The following is a 19,178-nucleotide window of genomic DNA, read 5'->3' as shown; positions in this document are numbered from 1 at the left end:
CACCCTCTCCCCGGCGGGGAGAGGGTGCTTCGCGGCCCTACCTGCCGCGCGGGAAGAATTCCGGCCTGAGGATGCCGTTGAGCTGCGGGTAGGGCACCACCACCAGCGGATGGCCCATGGCGTAGGGGGCGATGCGGTAGGTGTCGTACATCAGCAGCACGCCGACTTTCGCCAGGGCGATGTGGTGGGTCTGCTGGAACGGCCAGGTGGCGATGAACTCCGCATCCTCGCCGACGCCCTGGGCCGTCAGCCAGCGCTGGTGCGCCTGCCCGGCCTTCGTCCAGAAGGCTTCCTCCTGTCCCGGCAGCAAGAGATCGCGCAGCTCCAGGGCCTTCTTCCGACCGCGGTCGAAGTCGATGAAGGCGCGCCGCGGCATGCCGTGGGCGCCGCCGGTGAAGCGGTAGCTCGACAGCTCCACGAGAATGCGCCCGCCGTTCTGCTCCAGCACCTTGGCCTGCAGGTAGCTGCTCCAGCCGGGCCTGGCGCCGGCCAGGAAGTCCCGTTCGTGGCTCTGCAGCGAGGCCGGCAGCGGCATGCCCTCGGACTCGCGGGTCAGCTCCAGCAAGCCGCGGTCGATCAGCCGGTTCAGCTCCGGCTCGTCGGGAAAATTCACGGTGTCGATGTTCACCAGCGGGCAATCGCTGCCCTGGCATCCGGGCTGCTGATGTTCCCAGGCCGTGCGCTGATAGACGGCCGGCCGGCTCGAAGGGGACAGGCTCTGGCAGGCGCCCAGGAGCAGGACGAAGGCGGCGAGGGCGAATGATTTCATGGGGGATACAGCGTTCATCGGGGCTTTCGGCGTCGTTGAGGGAGGCTCCGCCGGACGTCCGGAGCGGGCGCCGGCGGACTGGCTAGGGTCGCAGGTCCTCGGCCTTCTGCAAAGGGGCTGCGTCGTTCGATGGGGCGGGTTAGGATGGCAACCGACTTCGGTTCACTAGGCGAGCGTACAGGATGAACGAATTCTTCAAACCGGACCCGGATGCCGTGGAAATCGTGCGGCGCGAGGCCTGTTTCACGGGCTTCTATCAGCTCGAGCGCGTGCACCTGCGGCATCGCCAGTTTTCCGGCGAGATGGGGCCGGTGCTCAGCCGCGAACTGTTCGTGCGTCACGACGCGGTCTGCGTGCTGCCCTACGATCCGCAGCGCGACTGCGTGGTGCTGAACGAGCAGTTCCGCGTCGGGGCGATGGACAAGTCGACCAATCCCTGGATGCTCGAAATGGTCGCCGGTCTGATCGACAAGGACGAGGCACCCGAGGAGGTCGCCCACCGCGAGGCCCTCGAGGAGGCGGGGCTCAGGCTCGAAGCGCTGTGGCCGGTGACCGTCTACTACCCGTCGCCCGGCGGCAGCAACGAGAAGGTCTACCTTTATGTCGGTCGCTGCGATAGCCAGGGGGCCGGCGGCGTCCATGGATTGCCCGAAGAGGGGGAGGACATCCGCGTGCACGTGCTGTCTTTCGAGGACGCGCTGCAGGCGGTCAGGGATGGCAGGATCAACAATGCCGCCAGCATCATTGCCCTGCAGTGGCTGGCGCTGAACCGTATCGAGGTACGAGGATTGTGGGCGTAAGTCTGATGCGCGAGCGTTACCGGGTCGACCTGGTCGACCTGCAGGCGACCTGCGAGGCCAACTACGCGCGGCTGATGCGCCTGCTGCCGGAGATGCGCAGCGTGCCCGCGGCGGCGCGGCGGGTGGGGGTGAGCCAGGGCGAGCGGTTGCTCGGCGTGCTGGCGCTGGAGGTGCTGGAGGACTGTCCCTACACCACCACCCTCAAGGTCTGCCAGGAGCACAGCCTGCCGTGGCTGCCGGCGCCGCGGATGGAGGTGCGGGTCTACCACGACGCGCGCATGGCCGAGGTGGTCGGCGCGGAGCAGGCCAGGCGCCTGCGCAGCCGCTACGTCTACCCCAACGCGGCGATGCACCAGCCGGACGAGAAGAGCCAGCTCAACCTGTTCCTCGGCGAATGGCTGAGCCACTGCCTGTCCTGCGGCCACGAGGTGGAGCCGGTCGTCTGATCGAGCCACGGTCGTTCCGTCGCCTCCCGTCGTTCCGGGACGACGACCGCCTGTCGGGACAGGGCCCCTTCCGCTCCGAATTCCCTTCGCGCTTTCTTCCCGCCGGCCACCGCTGCGGTGCCTGTGCCGTGCCCGAGCATTTCCATCGGCGTTCCCGCCCGCTTTTTGAGACGGACGGCATGCTCGGATTTCTCGTCTCTCCCATGCCCGGGAGAGGAGCAGGGAGAAGAAAGTCTGGTCGCAGGCCAGACCCGAATGCCGGACGCGCGCTCTTTCGCGCGGCGAGCAACAAGCTAAGGTGACTCGGGCGTAGCCCGGAACAGAGCGTGTCGAAGCTCTCGGCAAGCAGCCGCCGAGGACAACGCCAGAAACCCGATCTTGCCAGTCCGATCTCCGCCCCGCGCCGCTTCATGCGATTGCCCTGAAGGGGAGAGGGAAAATGTGCTCGACTTCCGGCGCTGCGCGTTTTGGCGCAGTTGGCGCTGTTCGCTGTGGCGATTCGCGCAGCGGGACGGCCGCGACTTTTCCGAAGATTTCTGGTCGATTTGAAAAATATCATTTAAATCAATTATTTATATTTATTTTCAGGCTCTGGAACGGCTCTTGCTGATATGGGCTTCAGCACTTGGGGACGGATCGCCTTCGCGCTCCGCCCGTTGCAAGGGGAAATCGTCATGCCTGTGAATGCCAGCCGTCGATCGGCGCTCAAGACTCTCGCCCTGCTCGGATCGGCGGGCGCTGCCAGCCTCCTGCTGCCCGGCTGCTGGAAGAAGGAAGAACAGGGAGCCGCCGGGTCGGCGGGCGCGCCGGCCGTGGTGAAGGGCGTCGGCGATCCGGTGGTGGAGTTCAAGTATCCGGACAACCCCACCTTCGACCTGATTTACCTGGCCGAGGCGCTGGGTTATTTCGAGGGCAGCCGGACGCGTCCGAAGTACGTCGGCAAGATCGCTGCGCCGCAGATCATTCCGTTGGTCGGCACCGGCGAGATCGATTTCGGTACGCGCATGGTGCCGCTGGTCATCTCGGCGATCGCCAGCGGCCTGGACATCAAGGTGGTGTCCGCCGGCGGCAAGACCCTGCAGGAAGCCCCGCACATGAAGTACTTCGCGCACCGGGAGTCGGGCATCCGCACGCCGAAGGACCTCGAGGGCAAGACGGTGGGCTTCAACAGCTTCGGTGCCTGCGCCGAGTTCGTCACCAAGAAGTACCTGCGCGCCCAGGGCGTCGACGTGAACCGTATCAACTGGCTGGTGGTGCCGGACAACCAGGCCGAGCAGACCCTGGCGACGCGCAACATCGACGTGGCGATCATCCACCCGCCACATTCCGGCGGCGCCGAACAGAACCCCGCGCTGGTCAAGCTGTGGAGCGACTACGACCTCGACGGCGGACTGGGCGGCATGGCCCCCTACAGCGTGTACGGCCGCTTCGCCCGCGAGCATCCCGAGGCCACCCGCGACCTGGTGAGCGCCATCGCCCGGGCGGCCAACTGGGTCAACGCCAACCCCGACGAGGCGCGCAGGATCACTTCCGAGCGCATCGGCATGGAGCTGCGCCTGGTCGAGCGTTTCGCCTATGTCGAGAACCTGGTGGTCAGCGAGCCGCCGATCCAGTACTACATCGACATCCTCGAGGCCGAGGGCAAGATTCCGTCCGGCAAGGTGCGGGTGAAGGACGTCTACACCAACGAGTTCAATCCCTTCGCCAGCCCGGAGGCTCTGGCGTGAGCAGCATAGTCGCGCGCGACCTGCGCATGGAGTTCACCTCCCGGGACGAGAGCGGCCGCGCCGAGCGGGTCGTGGCCCTGGAGCACTTCGACCTGGAGGTACGCGCCGGCGAGTTCCTCTCGGTGCTCGGCCCGTCCGGCTGCGGCAAGTCGACCTTCCTGAGCATCCTCGCCGGGCTGGCGCAGAAAAGCGGTGGCAGCCTGCTGGTCGACGGCCAACCGCTGGAGGGTATCAACGCCCGGCAGGGTGTGGTGTTCCAGGGCTACGCCCTGTTTCCCTGGCGCACCGTGCTGGAGAACATCGAGGTGGGCCTGGAGATCCGTGGCGTCGGCAAGGCCGAGCGCCGCGAGCGGGCCCGCGAGTACCTGGAGCTGGTGGGCCTGGGCGGTTTCGGCGCGCGCTATCCCCACGAAATTTCCGGCGGCATGCGCCAGCGCGTGGCCATCGCCCGTTCGCTGGTCTACGAGCCCGAGGTGCTGCTCATGGACGAGCCGTTCGCCGCGCTGGACGCGCAGACCCGGGAGATCCTCCAGGGCGAGCTGCTGCGCATCTGGGACCGGCACAAGAAGACCATCGTGTTCATCACCCACAGCCTCGACGAGGCGATCTTCCTCTCCGACCGCATTGCGGTGATGACCCACCGGCCGGGAAGGATCAAGGAGATCATCGAGGTGCCGCTGCCGCGTCCGCGGCTCGCCGAGCTGCGCAACTCCGAGGATTTCGTGCATCTGCGCCAGCGCGCTTGGGAAGTGCTCAAGGACGAGGTGCGCTTCGCCACGGCTCCGGTGCCGGCCGCGACCTCCACGCGCGCGGCCGATTGGCCGGCGAGCGCGCAGGCCGGCCGGCGGCTGGCCAAGGGATAGGGAGGCGCCATGGGGATTTCCGCCAAACTCTCCGGCCTGTTCCAGCGCAGCCTGGGCATTCTCGTCTTCGCCCTGCTCTGGGAGCTGCTGCCGCGCAGCGGCCTGGTCAGCGCCGCCTACCTCAGCCCGCCCTCGGAGGTCCTGGGGGCCATCGCCGATCTGGTTTCGTCGGGCCTGCTGTTCAAGCATCTCGAGGCCAGCCTCTACCGCTCGTTGGCCGGCCTGCTGCTGGCGATCGTCAGCGGGGTCGGCCTCGGTCTGCTGATGGGCGGCTTCAGGCGCCTCGAGGCGCTGGTCGATCCGCTGTTGCAATTATTCCGGCAGACCTCGGCGCTGGCGCTGTTCCCGGTGTTCATCCTGTTCTTCGGGATCGGCGAGCTGTCCAAGGTGGCGATCATCTTCTGGGCCTCGTTCTGGCCGATCCTGCTCAGCACCATCAGCGGTGTGAAGCAGGTGGACCGGCTGTTGATCGACTCGGCCCGTTCGATGGGCGCCTCGCGGGCTTTCCTGTTCGTCAAGGTGGTGCTGCCGGCGGCCGCGCCCTCGATCTTCACCGGCGTCCGCCTGGCCGGCGCCTACTGCGTAACCGCGCTGGTGGCCGCCGAGATGATCGGCGCGCACTCCGGCCTGGGCTTTTTGACCCTGAATTCTCAGGAAGTCTTCCAGGTGCCCAGCATGTACGCCGGCATTCTCCTGCTGGCGCTGGTGGGGCTTTTGCTCAATGCCGTCCTCGCCCTGATCGAACGGCGCTGCACCCGCTGGCGCAGGGGGCTGCGCGCCGATGCCTGACCTGCTGATGCCGGCCTGGCTCGGCGAACTGCGTCCGCTGCGCGAAGCGCTGCCGGTTCGCCGACCCGGCCCCTGGCCGGGCGTGGCGCTGCTGCTGACGGCGCTGCTGCTCGCCGGCATCGGCCTGGCGACGCGCGAGGAGCTGCCCGATCCCGGGCGATTGTCGCCCGGCCCGCGCCTCGAACAGGCCCAGGCCCGTGGCCGGCTGATCGTCGGCGTGCGCGCCTATCCGCGTCCGGCGCTGCCCGGCGCGCCGGTACGGGCCGAACCCGATCCTTTCGATGCGGCGCTGGCGCGGGCCCTGGGCGACTACCTGGGCCTGCCGGTGGAGCTTCTCGGTCTCGCACCCGAACAGCGCGAGCTTGCGTTGCGTGAAGGGCGGATCGATCTGCTGGTCGCCGGCGCTGCCACGCCGGACGGTGCCGGCAGCACGGCGATCCCGGCGTCGAAACGGCAAGGGGAGGGGGCGCTGATCGTCTTGCGCGGGCTCGACATCCACGATGGCGAAGGGCTGCGCGGTCGCAGCCTGTGCCTGGCCGAGGGCAGTCCCTATCGCCGCCCGCTGGCGGAGCGCCATGGCGTCCGGCTGCGCGAGTATCCCTCGGCGGTCCACGCCATCGCCGCCTTCATGGCCGGCGAGTGCCAGGCGCTGGCCGAGGCGCGCGGTCTGGTCGACTGGCTGTTGCAGCAGCCCGACTGGCGTTTCTACCGGCGCCTGCCGCTCGAACTGCGCGCGCCGGCCGCCGGCCATGTGCGCCTGGCGGAGGGCGAGCCGCAGGCGCAGGCCTGGCTCGCCGCGGCCCTGGGCGACTGGCAGCGCCGTGGCGCGCTGGACGCCGTGCTGGCGCAACGCACCGGCGAGCTGGCCTTCGACGCGCTGAAGCTCGAACAAGGGCTGATCTGCCACTGAACCCATCACGACTTTCATCACGACCCGTTACCGACATGTCCCACGATCTGCACACCCTGCTCGAACGTATCAAGGCCAGCGCCGTCGAGCGCGACGCCCGCGGCGGCCATGCCGCCGAGGAAAAGGCGCTGCTGCGCGACGCCGGCCTGCTGCTGCTGGCCATTCCCCGCGATCTGGGCGGCCAAGAGCGCAACTGGCAGGAAATCTTCGCCCTGGTGCGCCAACTGGCCGCCGTCGACAGTTCCCTGGCGCACATCCTGGCCTTCCACCAGTTGCAGGTCGCCACGCTGCTGATCTACGGCAACGAAGAACAGCAGCAGCGCCTGCTCCGCCACACCGCCGAGCACCAGTGCTGGTGGGGCAACGGCATGAACCCGCTGGACCGCCGCCTGGTCGCCACGCCGGCGGCCGAAGGCTTCCTGCTCGACGGCAGCAAATCCTTCTGCTCGGGCACCGTCGGCTCGCACTTCATGACCCTCTCGGCGGTGCTCGGCGAACAGGCCCAGCCGCTGCTCGGCGTGGTTTCCACCGAGCATCCCGGCGTGCAGGTCGTCGACGACTGGGACCCGATCGGCCAGCGCCAGACCGACAGCAACACCATCGCCTTCGCCCGGGTGCCGCTGGAGGCGCGCAACGTGCTGCGCGCGGCGGACGCCACGCCGAGCGCCTTCCATACCCTGCGCAACTGCTTCGGCCAACTGGTGCTGACCAACCTTTACCTCGGCATCGCCGAAGGCGCCTTCGCCGAGGCCCGCGACTACGCCCACGGCCAGGCGCGGCCCTGGCTGACCTCGCCGGCCGCGCAAGCGGTGGACGATCCCTTCACCCAGAACCGCTTCGGCGAAATGCATGTGCAGATCGCCGCCGGCCGCGCCCTGGCCGAGCGCGCCGCCGAACTGATCGACCGGGCGTTTTCCCGCGGGCCCGCGCTGACCGCCGCGGAGCGCGCCCGGGTGGCGGTCGCGGTGGCCGAGGCCAAGGTACTGGCCCATCGCGCCGGACTGTTCGCCAGTCAGGAACTGTTCGAGGTGGTCGGCGCCCGCGGCACCCGCGCCTCGCTCGGTTTCGACCGTTTCTGGCGCAACGTGCGCACCCACACCCTGCACGACCCCATCGACTACAAGCTGAACATGCTCGGCCGCTGGGCGCTCAAGGACGAGGCGCCCGACCCGGCGAACTACACCTGAGCGGGGCCGCGATCTCCCGTTTCCTCCACGCCGACGCAGCGGAGAAAAGTGTTCAGGCAGGGATTTTCGTTGCGGGGATTCCAGATCACCCCGTATTCGACCGGCGGGGAGCGGTCGATCGCCTTGAACGCCACGCCGGGCATCCGCATCTTGCGCATCGATCCGGGTACCACGGAGACGCCCAGGCCCTCGGCGACGAGGTTGACGATGGTCTGCTGGAGATGCGTTTCCAAGCGTATCTTCGGCTCGAACCCGGCGCGGCGGCAGCAGCTCATCACCGCCTCATGCAGGGCCGGGGCGGTTTGCCGGGGGAAGGTGATGAAGGGTTCGTCCGCCAGTGCCGCGATGCTGAATTCCGTCGCGGCGGCGAGCGGATGGCTGGCCGGCAGGACGGCGCAGAGCGGTTCGCGGCGCAGTGCCCGGTAACACAGGGATTTCGATCCCGAAGAGGGAAAGGTCAAGGCGATATCCGCCTCGCCGCGTTCCAGGGCCGGGCCGAGGTCCCTGGGCAGTACCTCGTTGAGCGCCAGGCTCACGTCCGGATAGGCATCGCTGTACGCCTTGAGCAGTTCGGGCAGCAGAATCCACGCGGCGACCATGGTGAAGCTCACGCGCAGCTCGCCGCGTTCCCCGCGGGCGCTGGCGCGGGTCGAACGGATCGCGAGATCCAGTTCCGCCAGGGCGGTCTTCGCATGCTGCTGGAAGTCGCGGCCCGCCGCGGTCAATTCGACCGACCGCGAGTGCCTGGAAAACAGCACGACGCCGAGATCGGCCTCCAGGGCCGAAATCTGCCGGCTCAGGGGCGGCTGGGTGATGTGCAGGGACTCGGCGGCCTTGCCGAAGTGCAGATGTTCGGCCAGTGCCATGAAGTAGCGCAGTTGGCGAAGCTCGATCATCGATTCCGTTTCCGTATGGATGTGGGCGGGATTAAGCATTGGATCGGAATGGATGCACAACCCTAATCTTGTGGCTCCGCAAACCGATCGGAGTCGCCATGTCGTCCGTCCTGGCCGTTCTGCTGCCCATTTTCGCGTTCATCCTCGCCGGCTTCGTCTGTCGCCGCAGCAATCGCCTGGGGCCTGGCGCCGCGAGCGAAATGAACAGGTTCGTCGTCTGGCTCTGTCTTCCCGCCCTGCTGTTCAGGGCTACGGCGACATCGAGCTGGGAGGCGTTCTGGCATCCCGGATTCCTGGCGGCCTTCGCCGGAGGGTGCCTGCTGATTTTCCTGGCGACGCTGCTCTGGCGTCTCTCGCAACGGCGCTCGCTGCCGGCCGCGAGCGTCGACGCGCTGAGCGCTTCCTATGCCAACACGGGCTACATGGGAATCCCCCTGTGCCTGCCCGTGCTGGGCGACGCCGGGCTGGAGCCCGCGCTGATCGCGACCCTGGTGGTGGTCTGCATGCTGTTCGCGATCGCCGTGATCTGCATCGAGGCCGGCCTGCAGAACGAGAGAGCCCTGGGCCGCGCACTGCTCAAGGTGCTGAAGGCCCTCGCCGGCAATCCGCTGGTCGTGTCGCCCCTGGCCGGCGTCCTGTGGGCCGCCACCGGTCTGGAGGTGCCGGCGACGATCCTGCGTTTCCTCGATATGCTCGCCGCCGCCACCGCCCCGTGCGCCCTGGTGGCGCTCGGGCTGTTCCTGGCGCAGAAACAGGAAGGCGAGGCGCGGGGCGTCTGGCCGCTGGTGCTCGTGAAGACGGTCGGCCAGCCGTTGCTGACGGGATTCCTGGCCTATCGGGTGCTCCAGTTGCCGGCGCTCTGGGCCAACGCGGCCTTGCTGCTGAGCGCGCTGCCCACGGGGACGGGCCCGTTCATGCTGGCCGAATACTATGCGCGCGAGGCTCCCGTGGTTTCCCGCACCATCCTGATCTCGACGCTGTGCTCGCTGCCGACCCTGTCGGCCTGCATCTACTGGATCAGGAGCGGCGCTTGAGGCTGCGCAGCGCATCCCTCTCGCCCGGTCGCCGGCGGTCTCGGCACCGGCTGGAATGATCCGATGCCTGCCGCCATCGCAGCACTGGCGGCATCCGGGCGTTCAGGGGGGACGGCAGGCCCCGTGCCTTCAATGCGTTCGGTCAGAGGTACGGGGAGGCGTTCGCCCATATAATCCACGGCCTGACAGGGCTGCGGTTTCAGGCGAAGGCGTGAATGGTGGGAGCGGATCGGCGCGCGCGGCGCGAGCATTGGGCCAGATTGCTGGTGGTGGGAGGACTCGGCGGGGTGCTTTCGGTGATCGCCTACCTGTACAGTTCCACGCTGGAGCGGCGCGTACAGGTGGCCGAGTTCCAGCGCCTGGCGCATGTCCAGTTCCATGGCGTCCAGGATTTTCTGGAGCATTCGCCGCAGGTCTTGCTGGCCTTCCGCGGCCTCTTCATGTCGGCCGAGACGATCGAGCGCGAGGAGTTCGCCAGCTTCGCCCGGGAGGTGCTGCCGAACTATCCGGAAATCCTGGCCGTGCACTGGGCGCCGAAGATCGCCGCCGAGCAGCGCACCGAATTCGAGTGGAAGCTGTTTCCCTGGCAGGAGCGCCCGCTCGGCATCTTCGACCTGGGCAGCGACGGCCGGACCCCCGTTCCGGCGCCCGCCCGCGCGGAGTATCTGCCGATGGGCTACGTCGAGCCGCTCCAGGCGAATCGCCAGGGGCTCGGCTTCGACGTCCTGGCGAGTCCCCATGACCGGGAGACGGCGCTCGTCTCCGCCCGCCTGGGCCTGCAGCGGGCCACCCCGGTCTTCCCGCTGCCGCAGGATCCGGACGGAGCGCCGGTGGTCGCCATCTATCAGCCGCTGTATCGCAAGGGTATGCCGGTGCTGACCGACGAGCAGCGCTGGCGGGCCCTGGAGGGCCATCTGATCCTGCTGCTGCAGCCCGGTGTGCTGCTCAGGCGCCTGTCGTTCAGTCAGCGGCAGGTGGAGGTGCGCCTTTACGAGCTGGAGGATGGGCGGCCGCTGGCCATCCAGCCGCGCGGCGCGGTTCCCCACGAGCCCGGCGACGGCGTGGTCCAGTACGAGCTGGTCATTCCCGGCCGGCAGTGGCTCATCGAATTCGTCGCTTCGCGGGACAGCCTGCCGGCCAGTGCCCAGCCCCTGCTGCTGATGCTGTCGCTGCTGGCGCTGACCCTGGTCCTGCTGCTCTTCCTCGACCGCTCCTGGCGTGGCGCCATCGCTCTGGCGCGACTCAATCGCGAGCTGATGGAACGGCAGGGGGAACTCGACGGCCTGGTCTATCGCGACGCCCTGACCGGTCTGCCCAACCGCCGGCTGCTGTTCGATCGCATCTATATGGCTATCGGCCAGCAGCGCCGGCAGGGCGGCCGGCTGGCGGTCTGCATGCTCGATCTGGACGGCTTCAAGACGGTCAACGACCGTTTCGGCCACCAGGCCGGCGACCTGCTCCTGAAGGAGGTCGCGCAATGCATGCAGGCCGTGCTGCGTCCTTCCGACACGCTCGCCCGCTTCGGCGGGGACGAGTTCGTGGTGGTGCTGCCGGGGGTGGGCGACGGGAAGACCCTCGACGGTATCCTGAAGCGCCTGATCGAGCAGGTGAGCCAGCCCATGGCGCTGGACGGCGGACAGTCCTCGGTCGCCGTTTCCGCGAGCATCGGCGTGGCCTTCGCCGGCGAGCGCAGCGACATCAACGAACTGCTCCGCGAGGCCGACCAGGCCATGTACGAGGCCAAGCGCGCGGGCAAGGCCTGCTACCGGATCTTCGGGACGGGGCAGGCGGCGAGCGCCTGAGCCGGGTTACTCAGGCGACGCGCCCGAACAGCCTTTTGATCCGCCGGGACAACTGCTTGAGCGGGCGGTGTTCGTCGATGACCACGATGAAGACCTTGCGGTAGTGGTCCGGCGGGCAGGTGAGTTCGCGCACCCCGTGCCAGGAGTTGCCGCGTCGGCAGAACAGAAAGCTGTGGTTGCCCAGCGCCCGGGACTCGATGATGCGCTCGAAATCCTCGAAGGCCGGCGCGCTCTTGCTGTCGAAGCGGCCGCCGTCGTCCAGCACCAGGGTCTGCCCGCCCCACTCGGCTTGCCAGTCGTCCTCGGTGTTGAAGTAGAAGATGTGCGATCCGAGCTTTTCGCGGGCGTCGCAGTGCGGCGAGACCGAGCAGCCGGCCGGCGTGTAATGCCAGTGATAGCGCAGCCGGAAGGCGCGCGTGCCGAGCATGCGGGTCAGGAACTGCCGGTAGCGGGGGCCGTTCAGCTCGTCCAGGAAGGCCTGCCAGTGCGGCGAGAGTTCGAGTCCCGGCGCGTATTCCAGCGCCAGGCGGTCATGGGATTGTTGGCCGTAGCGGCGCACCTTGCCGACTACCTCCGTGAAGCGTTCGGCGGAAGGCAGGCTGTCGCGCAGCGCCGCGTAGCCCTCGGCGGTCAGCAGGCCGGCCGGATTGGCCCAGGGGTAGGGGTGCTGTTCCTGAAAGGCCCGGGCGTCCAGGCGCTCCAGGGCCTCGAAGTCCAGATAGCGCATGTCACGCTCCTCATGGCTGGTTCGGTGGGGAATCTGTTCGTGCCGGCTCAGGTCGCCAGCGGACGGGGCGTGCGCAGGAAACGCAGGAACGTCGCCGGCAGGCGCCTGGCCAGCGGCGAGCGCAATAGGCGCAGGTAGGCGCCCGGCCCGAGCTGGCGGCGCGCCTGCAGGCACAGTTGTACCCAGCGCTCGGTCATGACGCGCAGCAGCGCCTCGGGCACATAGCGCTGCGTGCGGCGGTTGGCGACGTCGAGCCGGGCCAGCCACTGCTCGGTCCAGTCGAGATAATCCCGGTCCAGTTCGGCGCCGAGCTCCTGGGGGCGCGACAAGGCGTAGTGGCGGTCGAGGTCCGCCTCGCTCGGTTCGATGCCGAGTTCGAGCAGCGCCCGCCGGCAGATCTCGCGCTTGCGGTCGACGCCCAGCGCCCGGTTGTTGCGGGTGAAGCGGCCGGGGTGTTCGCGCCCGCAGACCAGTACGTCCGGGAGATTGGCCATGCGCCAGGTACGCGCCAGCCGCTGGTGCAGTTCGTAGTCCTCGCAGCTCGGGAAGTCCTCGCTGTAGCGGTATTCGCGCAGGATGGCGGTGCGCCCCATGATCGTGCGGTTGGTCAGGGCGCAGTAGAACGCCAGGCTGGCATCCACCTCGTCGGGAGCCAGCGGCCGGCGGCGGACCCGGTCGAGGCGCCGGCCCTCGGCGTCCATGAAGTCGCAGGCGCTGCCGATCTGCACCAGCTCGGGGTGCCGATCGAGCACCTCGACCTGGCGGGTGAGGCGCTCGGGCCAGGCCTTGTCGTCGCTGTCGAGCAGGGCGATGTATTCGCCGCGGGCCAGTTCCAGGCCGCGGTTGCGGGTTCCCGGAAGGCCCAGGTTGCGCGGGTTGCACTCCACGCGCAGGCGCGGGTCCCGGTAGTGCGACAGCACCTCGAGGGTGGCGTCGGTCGAGCCGTCGTCGACGACCAGCAGTTCGAAGTCCCCGAAGGTCTGCGCCAGGATGCTGTCGACGGCGGTGGCGATGTAGCGTTGACGGTTGTGTACCGGAATGAAGACCGTCACACGCGGTGTTCGAGACATGGCGAGATTCCCAGGACGGATGAGCCGGCGCTGAAACCCCGACCAGCACCGCAAACCCCGCCAGAGTAACCCAATGGGGCGACGAAGTGGCCTTTCGCGGCATATCCTCGGGCGGATTCATGGCAGCGGGATGGAGCGAATGAGGTTTCATGCAGAAGGCTTCGGTGCGGGCTGGCCGAGGCCGCACTTTCTGGGCGCCCGGTTTTCCGGTCCGCTGGTGTTTTCCGGATCGGGGTGGCGCTGGTGGCTGGCCGACGAAGCCGCGCAGGTTCCGGCCCGCCTGCTCGACCGTTTCCTGCAGGACGGCGATCCGGCGGGGATCACGCTGCTTCGCGAAAGAGCGGAGAAACACAAGTCGCGGCGCATCTACCGGCTGCAGCCGCCGGAGTCGCCGGACTCGCCCGGCTATTTTGTCAAGCAGATGGCGCTGACTCCGCGCAAGCGTCTCGGCGCTTTGCTGGGTTGCAGCAGTCCGCTGGTGGGCGTGAGCCACGGCACCGCCGAGCTGGCGCACAACCTGGCGCTGAACGAGCGTACCGTGCACGGGGTCGGGACCTTCGCCTTCGGCGAGTATTTCCGCTGCGGCCTGCCGGTGCAGCAGATCCTGCTGCAGGAGTATCTGGCCGGCTGGCAGGCGTTCAGCGATGTCTGGCTGGCGCACGAGGACGACGCCGCGCGCCGCCGGACGCTGCTTCGGCAGTTGATGGAGGTGCTGACGGCGCTGCGCGGGGCCGGCATCTGCCATCTCGACCTGCATCCCGGCAATGTCATGGTCTCGCCCGAGCCGCGAGCGCCGTTGCGGGTGATCGATTGCGGGCAGATGGCCATGGGCACCGATGCGGCGCTCTCGACGGCGTTGCACCTGGGCGTGTTCCTGCACGAGCTCAACGGCAAGCGCAGCGCGCCATCGCCGCGGCTGGCGCAGGCCGCATGCCGGCTGTTGCGACGCCTGATCGGAGACGAGGCCAGTCTGGCCGACGCCGAGCGGCTGTTGCCGCTGCTGATCGACCATTCGACCAAGAAACCGTTTTCCAGGCGTCGCCTGCTGGAGCGACGGGCCGCCCTCGACCCGGCCGGCCTCGAAAGGCGCCTGCAGGAGCTGGCGCGGAATCGGCCTTCCTCCCACCTGGCCAGCGAGACTCCGGACCTCGGCGAGCGACGGGAGCGGCGACTGATCGCATCCATCGAGGACATGCTGGCGACCCCGGACTGAACGGGTTTCCGGCCCGCCCGCATCCGGGGTCAGCGGGCCGGCCAATGCAGGTCGAAATGCGCCTCGGGCACGAAGCGGCCGGTCGGCGGATGGTAATCCCAGCGCTCGACCCGTACCCGTCTGTCCGGGTTCTCGCCGAGGTGCAACCGGTTGAACGAGTTCGGCAGGTTGCCGCGCAGCCGCGAGGACAGCGCGGTACCGGCCTGCACTGTCCAGATCTCCCGCGCCAGTCCGGGGTACTGGCCGCTCAGCGGCAGGACGTAGGGCAGGTGGATGTGCCCGCCCATCACGATGTCCAGGCCCGCCTCGGCCCAGCGCGTCAGTGCCGTCTCCGCGCCATGCTGCAGGTTGCTCAGGTCTGACGGCAGCATCGCGCCGAAGGGCTGGTGGGCCACCACGATGCGCAGCTTGTCCGGGTCGCTGCGGCGCAGGCGCTCGCAGACCGCCTGCACCTGGGCATCGGTCACCCGGCCATCCTTGCGGCGCCTGGGATGGGTCGTGTTCAGGCCGATGACCAGCAGTTCGTCGTTCTCGAAGGTCGGCTCCAGTTGCCAGCCGAAACAGCGGCGGTAGTTGCCGTAGGGCAACAGGAATCGCGCCAGCAGGTTGTGCAGCGGCAGGTCGTGGTTGCCGGGGATCACCAGGCTGCGGGGAATGCCGCAGTCCTCCAGGCGCCGGACGAAGGCCACGGCCGCGTCGAACTGTTCGCGGCGCGCGCGCTGGGTGATGTCTCCCGACAGCACCAGCAGATCGGCGCCCTGTTCGCGTACGTGCGACTCCAGGGCCTCTATCACGGGTTGCTGTTCTGTGCCGAAATGGGTGTCGGAAATGTGTAAGATGCGCGTCATGGTGCCGGGAGCCGCCCGAATGCAGGGGGAAATCGAGCGCACCTGCCGGGATGACATGGCCGTGCCCCGCGAGGGGCGCCCGGAGCATCGCCACCTGTGCGCGCAATGAGTGAACCATACATTCGGCGGAAGTAGCCAGGCCAAGGCTCGGCCGCCGTACTCGCGAGGGATGAGAGGACGCATGACTTTCTTTGCACTGAAAATCGACAAGGCAGTGCGGAAACTCCTTGGTTTCCACCACCGGTCGCCGGACTCTCGCCCGCAGTCCGCCGCTTCCGGGGCGGCCGCCGAGGGCGAGCCGCCGGCGGTGCCGCGCATCGTCCCCGTCGTGCTGGAGGCCCGGCCCGGCGCGCCGGAGGCGCCGGCGGTGCGGATCTTCCTCGGCACCGAGCCGGCGCAGCATCGCGCCGAGCGCATCTTCTTCTATTCCCTCGAACGGGTGCGCGACCCGCTGCGGCGCTACGAGGTCTACCGCATGACCGGCCTGCCGGGCTTCGACCGCAAGGGCTGGCGCACCAACTTCACCAACTTCCGCTTCGCCATCCCGGACCTCGCCGGACGGCAGGGCCGGGCGATCTACACCGACGTCGACCAGATCTTCACCGCCGATCCCGCGGAGCTGTTCGACCAGCCCATGGGCGAGCACGGCTACCTGGCGCTGCTGCCCGAGGACACCGCGGTGATGCTGATCGACTGCGAGCGGATGATCCGCTGCTGGACCTACGCCAAGGCCTGCCGCGAACCCAAGAAGGCCCTGTGCGCCGAGGCGGCCGCCGAGCCGGGGCGCTGGGGCGCGCTCGATCCCCTCTGGCACGCCCGCGACTTCGAGTTCCGCCCGGGCGAGACCAAGCTGCTGCACTACACGGCCCTGCACCTGCAGCCCTGGCGTCCCACCCCCGAGCAGTACTCGTACCAGATCCATCCCCTCGCCGAACACTTCCTCAGTCTCGAACAGGCGGCGGACCGCGAAGGCTATGAAATCTACGCGGCGACGAGCCCCAGCCCCGGTTTCGCCGCTGGCTGCGAGCAGGCCGCGCGGCTGCCGGCGGAGCCGGCGGCGGACCTGCTGCGCCAGGCGCGGGCGCTCGGTGCCGGGCAAGCGGCGCTGGTCGGCGCCTGGAGCGCCGCCGACGAGCCGTCGCTGCCGCGCTGGTCGCTGGAGCAACTCGGCCGCGACGACCTGCCGGTGCAGGACGCCGTGATCGCGAACGGCCTCGAACGGCTGCCGGTGGAGGATCTGCCCTGGTTGCTGGATCGCCTGTTCCGGCTCGGCTGCCAGTGGGTGTTCGTCAAGGCGGAACTGGGCGCCGAGGGCTCCATGATCGGCAGCCTCGACGGCTGGCGGACGCTGGTGCGCCGGGTGGCGCTGCGCTACCCGGATCGTTGCTGGCAGCTCGATTGCCGGGATCGCCGGGGGCGCACGCAGCGCTTCCGGGCGGACTTCGCGCAGCGCACCGGGGGCGGACGGGAACTGCCCAGGGTCTGGGTGCTGCAGGGCGCGCGCGCCGGCGACAACGCCCAGTTGACGGACATCGCCGAGGCGCTCGGCTGGCCCTACGAAATCAAGCGGGCGGATGCTTCCGGCTTCGCCCTGTCGCCGCCCTGGCCGGACCTGGTGCTCAGCGCCGGCCGGCACACCGCCGTCGTGGCCCGCCAGATCCAGCGCCAGTCGCAAGGCCACGCGCGCCTGGTGGTGCTGGGCCGGCCGCGCGCGTCGCTGGACCGCTTCGACCGGGTGGTGACGACCCCGCAGTACGGCCTGCCGCTGCGCGGCAACGTCGTCGACCTGCCGGCCCCCTTCATCGGCGAGCACCCGCTCGACGAGGCGACGCTGGACGCCTGGCGGCAGCGTTTCGCCCACCTGCCGCGGCCCTGGATCGCGCTGCTGGTGGGCGGCGACACGATTCCCTACCGGCTCGACGAGCGGACCGCCACGACATTGGGCCGGGAGGCCGGCGCCGCGGCCAGGACCCGCGGCGGCTCGTTGCTGGTATCGACCAGCCCGCGCACCTCCGCGGACGCGACCGACGCCCTGCTGGCGGCCATCGATGCGCCGTTGTGGAGCTATCGCTTCGGCAGCCCGGACGATAATCCCTACCGGGCGCTGCTGGCGCTGGCCGATGCCTTCGTGGTGACCGGCGAAAGCGTCTCGATGCTGACCGAGGCCTGCATGACCGGCCGGCCGGTGGCCGTGTTCCCGCTGCCGCTGCAGCGGCATCGCAAGGCGCGCCTGCAGCATGCGCTCGAACGGCGGCTGGGCGTCATCGAGCGGGTCGCCGGCAGTCGTGGCGTGCCGAGACAGCAGAACCGGCTCGGGCGCCTCTATGACGAGGTGGTCGCGGCGGGTTGGGTCAAGCGCGAGCGTTGCGTCGAGCAGGTGCACCTGGCCCTGGGCGTGGCGCCCCTGCCGGAAGGGCTGGATCATCCGCCGGGACTCTCACCGGCGCTGCTTGCCGCCTCTCGCGAACGCGCCCTCCAGGCGATCCGCGAGGTTGTGCAAGCGGAGCGCCCCGTTTCTTGAGCGGCGGGCGCCCGGGCCGCTCCGCCCGGTCGCCCGCCGCGTTCCACAGCCTGCAATCAGGACGCCTGCATGAGTGAAATGGCTTCAGCCGAGGTAGTGAAAGACAAGGTCAAGCGCAGCGCCTTGTACCGGACCGGCAAAAAACTGCGCCCGTTGATCAACCGCTTTCTGGCCCGCAATTCCCTGGTGGGCGATCCGGAGTTCTTCGACAAGCGGTTGTTTCCCTGGATAGCCGAGCTGGAGGCCGCCTGGCCGGTCGTGCGCGCCGAGCTCGACCGGCTGCTCGAGCAGGGCACGCCGATTCCGGCCCTGCGCGATATTTCTCCGGATCACCGGCGCATCGCCACCAGCAAGGTCTGGCAGTCGTATTTTCTCTGGGGCTACGGCTACCGGATCGACAGCGGCTGCCAGCAGTGTCCGGAAACGGCGCGGATCCTGTCGGCGGTGCCCGGACTCAACAGCGCCTTCTTCTCGATCCTGGGGCCCGGCGCGCACATCCCGCGGCATACCGGGGTGACCAAGCGCATCCTGACCTGCCACCTCGCGCTGGTGACGCCGACGCCCGGCGAGCGCTGCCGCATCCAGGTCGGCGAGCAGACCGCCAGTTGGAAGGAAGGGGAGTGCATGGTCTTCGACGACACCTATCCCCACGAGGTCTGGAACGACACGGAGCAGACCCGCGTGGTGCTGCTGATCCAGTTCAAGCGCCCCTTGCGCCTGCCCGGACGCCTTCTGGGTGACCTGTTTCTCGGTGCGGTGCGGCGCAGCCCGTTCGTTCAGGAGGCGCGCAGCAACCTGGCCGCCTGGGAGAAGGCGCACAAGCTGCTGGACGACTGAGCGGGAAAGGAGCGAACCCCGGCGGGGAATCCTGTTCCCCGGAAGCGGGCCGACGGCCCGCTTCGTGCGACCGGCTCAGTGCACCGAGCCGTAGCCCTTCATGACGTCCGCCATGCTTTCATAACGCTCGTCCGGCATTCGCTTGAGGGTGTCGAGCACGTCTTCGTCGGCGCCATTGCGTTCGGCCTGTTTCAGCAGGTCGTGCCTTCCCGCCGGAAAGTCGATGCCTTTCAGATGGTGGGATATGTTGGATGGGGAATGACCGCCCATGCCTCTGCTCATGATTCACCTCCGTTAGGCGCTGCCATCGTTTCCTGGCACGCCAGGACGCATGTCCCGGTATTCTCGAGGGGCGGTTCAGGACTCGTCTTCCCGGCGCTTGCTTTCTTCGATCAGCTCGCGGACGCGCTGACCGCCCTTCTTGCCACCTGCCTCGCCGCCCTTGTGGCCGATTTCCTCGTAGAACTCGCGGCCGTGGGTCGCCGCGGTAGCTTCACCGCCCTTGCGGCCCGCTTCGCTTACGCTCATGTCGCGTTTTTTCTCCGCCATATTCTTCTCCCGCTCTTTCGTCGTGATTGCCATCCGGACGGACTTTCCGGGCATGGCTCGTTCGAAAAGAACCTTCAAGGTTTGAGAAGGCGGTGCAAATCAGGAGTTCATGGCGCCGGGATACCCGCCGCTTGCCGCCGACGAATGGACGAACCACGGGAAAGTCGTCGAGATTCCCGGCGACCGATAG

At 68.6% G+C, this 19,178-nt stretch carries 18 protein-coding genes and 1 pseudogene; 12 read left to right on the top strand and 7 right to left on the bottom strand.

All coding sequences use genetic code 11. The annotated features are described in order from the left end of the window. Window positions 1–37 precede the first annotated feature (37 nt). Complete coding sequence (locus tag AVCA_RS20295) at window positions 38–769, bottom strand: DUF3298 and DUF4163 domain-containing protein (protein ID WP_012702944.1); 732 nt, start codon at window positions 767–769, stop codon at window positions 38–40. Between the two features lie 182 nt (window positions 770–951). On the opposite strand from AVCA_RS20295, the gene AVCA_RS20290 reads away from it, so the two are divergent. The 7 genes from AVCA_RS20290 to AVCA_RS20260 all read left to right on the top strand — a co-directional run bounded on the left by AVCA_RS20290 (window position 952) and on the right by AVCA_RS20260 (window position 7,491). Then, window positions 952–1,569: an NUDIX domain-containing protein gene (locus AVCA_RS20290; protein WP_012702943.1), complete on the top strand. Its 618-nt coding sequence runs from the start codon at window positions 952–954 to the stop codon at window positions 1,567–1,569. Continuing rightward, window positions 1,560–2,015 (top strand): DUF1249 domain-containing protein, encoded by a 456-nt coding sequence (locus AVCA_RS20285; RefSeq protein WP_085930856.1) that lies wholly within the window; start codon window positions 1,560–1,562, stop codon window positions 2,013–2,015. Before AVCA_RS20290 ends, AVCA_RS20285 begins: the two co-directional genes overlap by 10 nt. Window positions 2,016–2,689: 674 nt before the next feature. Next, window positions 2,690–3,742 (top strand): ABC transporter substrate-binding protein, encoded by a 1,053-nt coding sequence (locus AVCA_RS20280; RefSeq protein WP_236616285.1) that lies wholly within the window; start codon window positions 2,690–2,692, stop codon window positions 3,740–3,742. Beyond that, on the top strand, window positions 3,739–4,605 hold the full coding sequence (locus tag AVCA_RS20275) for an ABC transporter ATP-binding protein (RefSeq protein ID WP_012702939.1): 867 nt from the start codon (window positions 3,739–3,741) through the stop codon (window positions 4,603–4,605). Before AVCA_RS20280 ends, AVCA_RS20275 begins: the two co-directional genes overlap by 4 nt. Before the next feature lie 9 nt (window positions 4,606–4,614). Further along, entirely contained in the window at window positions 4,615–5,394 is a 780-nt protein-coding gene (locus AVCA_RS20270; protein WP_012702938.1) for an ABC transporter permease, read from the top strand. Then, window positions 5,387–6,304 (top strand): type 2 periplasmic-binding domain-containing protein, encoded by a 918-nt coding sequence (locus AVCA_RS20265; protein WP_012702937.1) that lies wholly within the window; start codon window positions 5,387–5,389, stop codon window positions 6,302–6,304. The genes AVCA_RS20270 and AVCA_RS20265 overlap by 8 nt, the downstream gene beginning before the upstream one ends. A gap of 35 nt (window positions 6,305–6,339) precedes the next feature. Further along, complete coding sequence (locus AVCA_RS20260; protein ID WP_012702936.1) at window positions 6,340–7,491, top strand: acyl-CoA dehydrogenase family protein; 1,152 nt, start codon at window positions 6,340–6,342, stop codon at window positions 7,489–7,491. On the opposite strand, the gene AVCA_RS20255 is transcribed toward AVCA_RS20260, so the two are convergent. Further along, complete coding sequence (locus AVCA_RS20255) at window positions 7,482–8,387, bottom strand: LysR family transcriptional regulator (protein ID WP_012702935.1); 906 nt, start codon at window positions 8,385–8,387, stop codon at window positions 7,482–7,484. The two genes, AVCA_RS20260 and AVCA_RS20255, sit on opposite strands and share 10 nt — an antisense overlap. 98 nt (window positions 8,388–8,485) lie before the next feature. Between AVCA_RS20255 and AVCA_RS20250 the strand changes: the two genes are divergently transcribed. Continuing rightward, a complete protein-coding gene (locus AVCA_RS20250; RefSeq protein WP_012702934.1) occupies window positions 8,486–9,421 on the top strand; it encodes an AEC family transporter in 936 nt (311 codons plus the stop codon). A gap of 215 nt (window positions 9,422–9,636) precedes the next feature. Beyond that, complete coding sequence (locus AVCA_RS20245) at window positions 9,637–11,223, top strand: diguanylate cyclase domain-containing protein (protein ID WP_236616283.1); 1,587 nt, start codon at window positions 9,637–9,639, stop codon at window positions 11,221–11,223. A gap of 10 nt (window positions 11,224–11,233) precedes the next feature. On the opposite strand, the gene AVCA_RS20240 is transcribed toward AVCA_RS20245, so the two are convergent. Together AVCA_RS20240 and AVCA_RS20235 are read right to left on the bottom strand one after the other, a co-directional pair. Next, window positions 11,234–11,950: a hypothetical protein gene (locus tag AVCA_RS20240; protein WP_012702931.1), complete on the bottom strand. Its 717-nt coding sequence runs from the start codon at window positions 11,948–11,950 to the stop codon at window positions 11,234–11,236. Window positions 11,951–11,997: 47 nt separating this feature from the next. Then, on the bottom strand, window positions 11,998–13,020 hold the full coding sequence (locus tag AVCA_RS20235) for a glycosyltransferase family 2 protein (protein WP_012702930.1): 1,023 nt from the start codon (window positions 13,018–13,020) through the stop codon (window positions 11,998–12,000). A gap of 139 nt (window positions 13,021–13,159) precedes the next feature. Between AVCA_RS20235 and AVCA_RS20230 the strand changes: the two genes are divergently transcribed. Continuing rightward, window positions 13,160–14,233: a phosphotransferase gene (locus AVCA_RS20230; RefSeq protein WP_012702929.1), complete on the top strand. Its 1,074-nt coding sequence runs from the start codon at window positions 13,160–13,162 to the stop codon at window positions 14,231–14,233. Window positions 14,234–14,262: 29 nt separating this feature from the next. Here the strand turns inward: AVCA_RS20230 and AVCA_RS20225 are convergent, their stop codons facing one another. After that, entirely contained in the window at window positions 14,263–15,081 is an 819-nt protein-coding gene (locus tag AVCA_RS20225) for a metallophosphoesterase family protein (protein ID WP_175555892.1), read from the bottom strand. A gap of 181 nt (window positions 15,082–15,262) precedes the next feature. On the opposite strand from AVCA_RS20225, the gene AVCA_RS20220 reads away from it, so the two are divergent. Together AVCA_RS20220 and AVCA_RS20215 are read left to right on the top strand one after the other, a co-directional pair. Then, complete coding sequence (locus AVCA_RS20220) at window positions 15,263–17,602, top strand: ELM1/GtrOC1 family putative glycosyltransferase (protein WP_012702927.1); 2,340 nt, start codon at window positions 15,263–15,265, stop codon at window positions 17,600–17,602. Between the two features lie 69 nt (window positions 17,603–17,671). Beyond that, complete coding sequence (locus tag AVCA_RS20215) at window positions 17,672–18,439, top strand: aspartyl/asparaginyl beta-hydroxylase domain-containing protein (protein WP_012702926.1); 768 nt, start codon at window positions 17,672–17,674, stop codon at window positions 18,437–18,439. Between the two features lie 75 nt (window positions 18,440–18,514). Here the strand turns inward: AVCA_RS20215 and AVCA_RS20210 are convergent, their stop codons facing one another. Together AVCA_RS20210 and AVCA_RS26925 are read right to left on the bottom strand one after the other, a co-directional pair. Further along, window positions 18,515–18,721: a DUF2795 domain-containing protein gene (locus tag AVCA_RS20210; RefSeq protein ID WP_231876266.1), complete on the bottom strand. Its 207-nt coding sequence runs from the start codon at window positions 18,719–18,721 to the stop codon at window positions 18,515–18,517. A gap of 141 nt (window positions 18,722–18,862) precedes the next feature. Next, window positions 18,863–18,988 (bottom strand): annotated as a pseudogene (locus AVCA_RS26925) (KGG domain-containing protein); the annotation flags it as partial. Window positions 18,989–19,178 lie beyond the last annotated feature (190 nt).

Source organism: Azotobacter vinelandii CA (genome assembly GCF_000380335.1).
GTDB lineage: Bacteria > Pseudomonadota > Gammaproteobacteria > Pseudomonadales > Pseudomonadaceae > Azotobacter > Azotobacter vinelandii.
The sequence above is the reverse complement of the archived record's forward strand: the minus strand, read 5'-3'. Positions and strand labels throughout refer to the sequence as shown.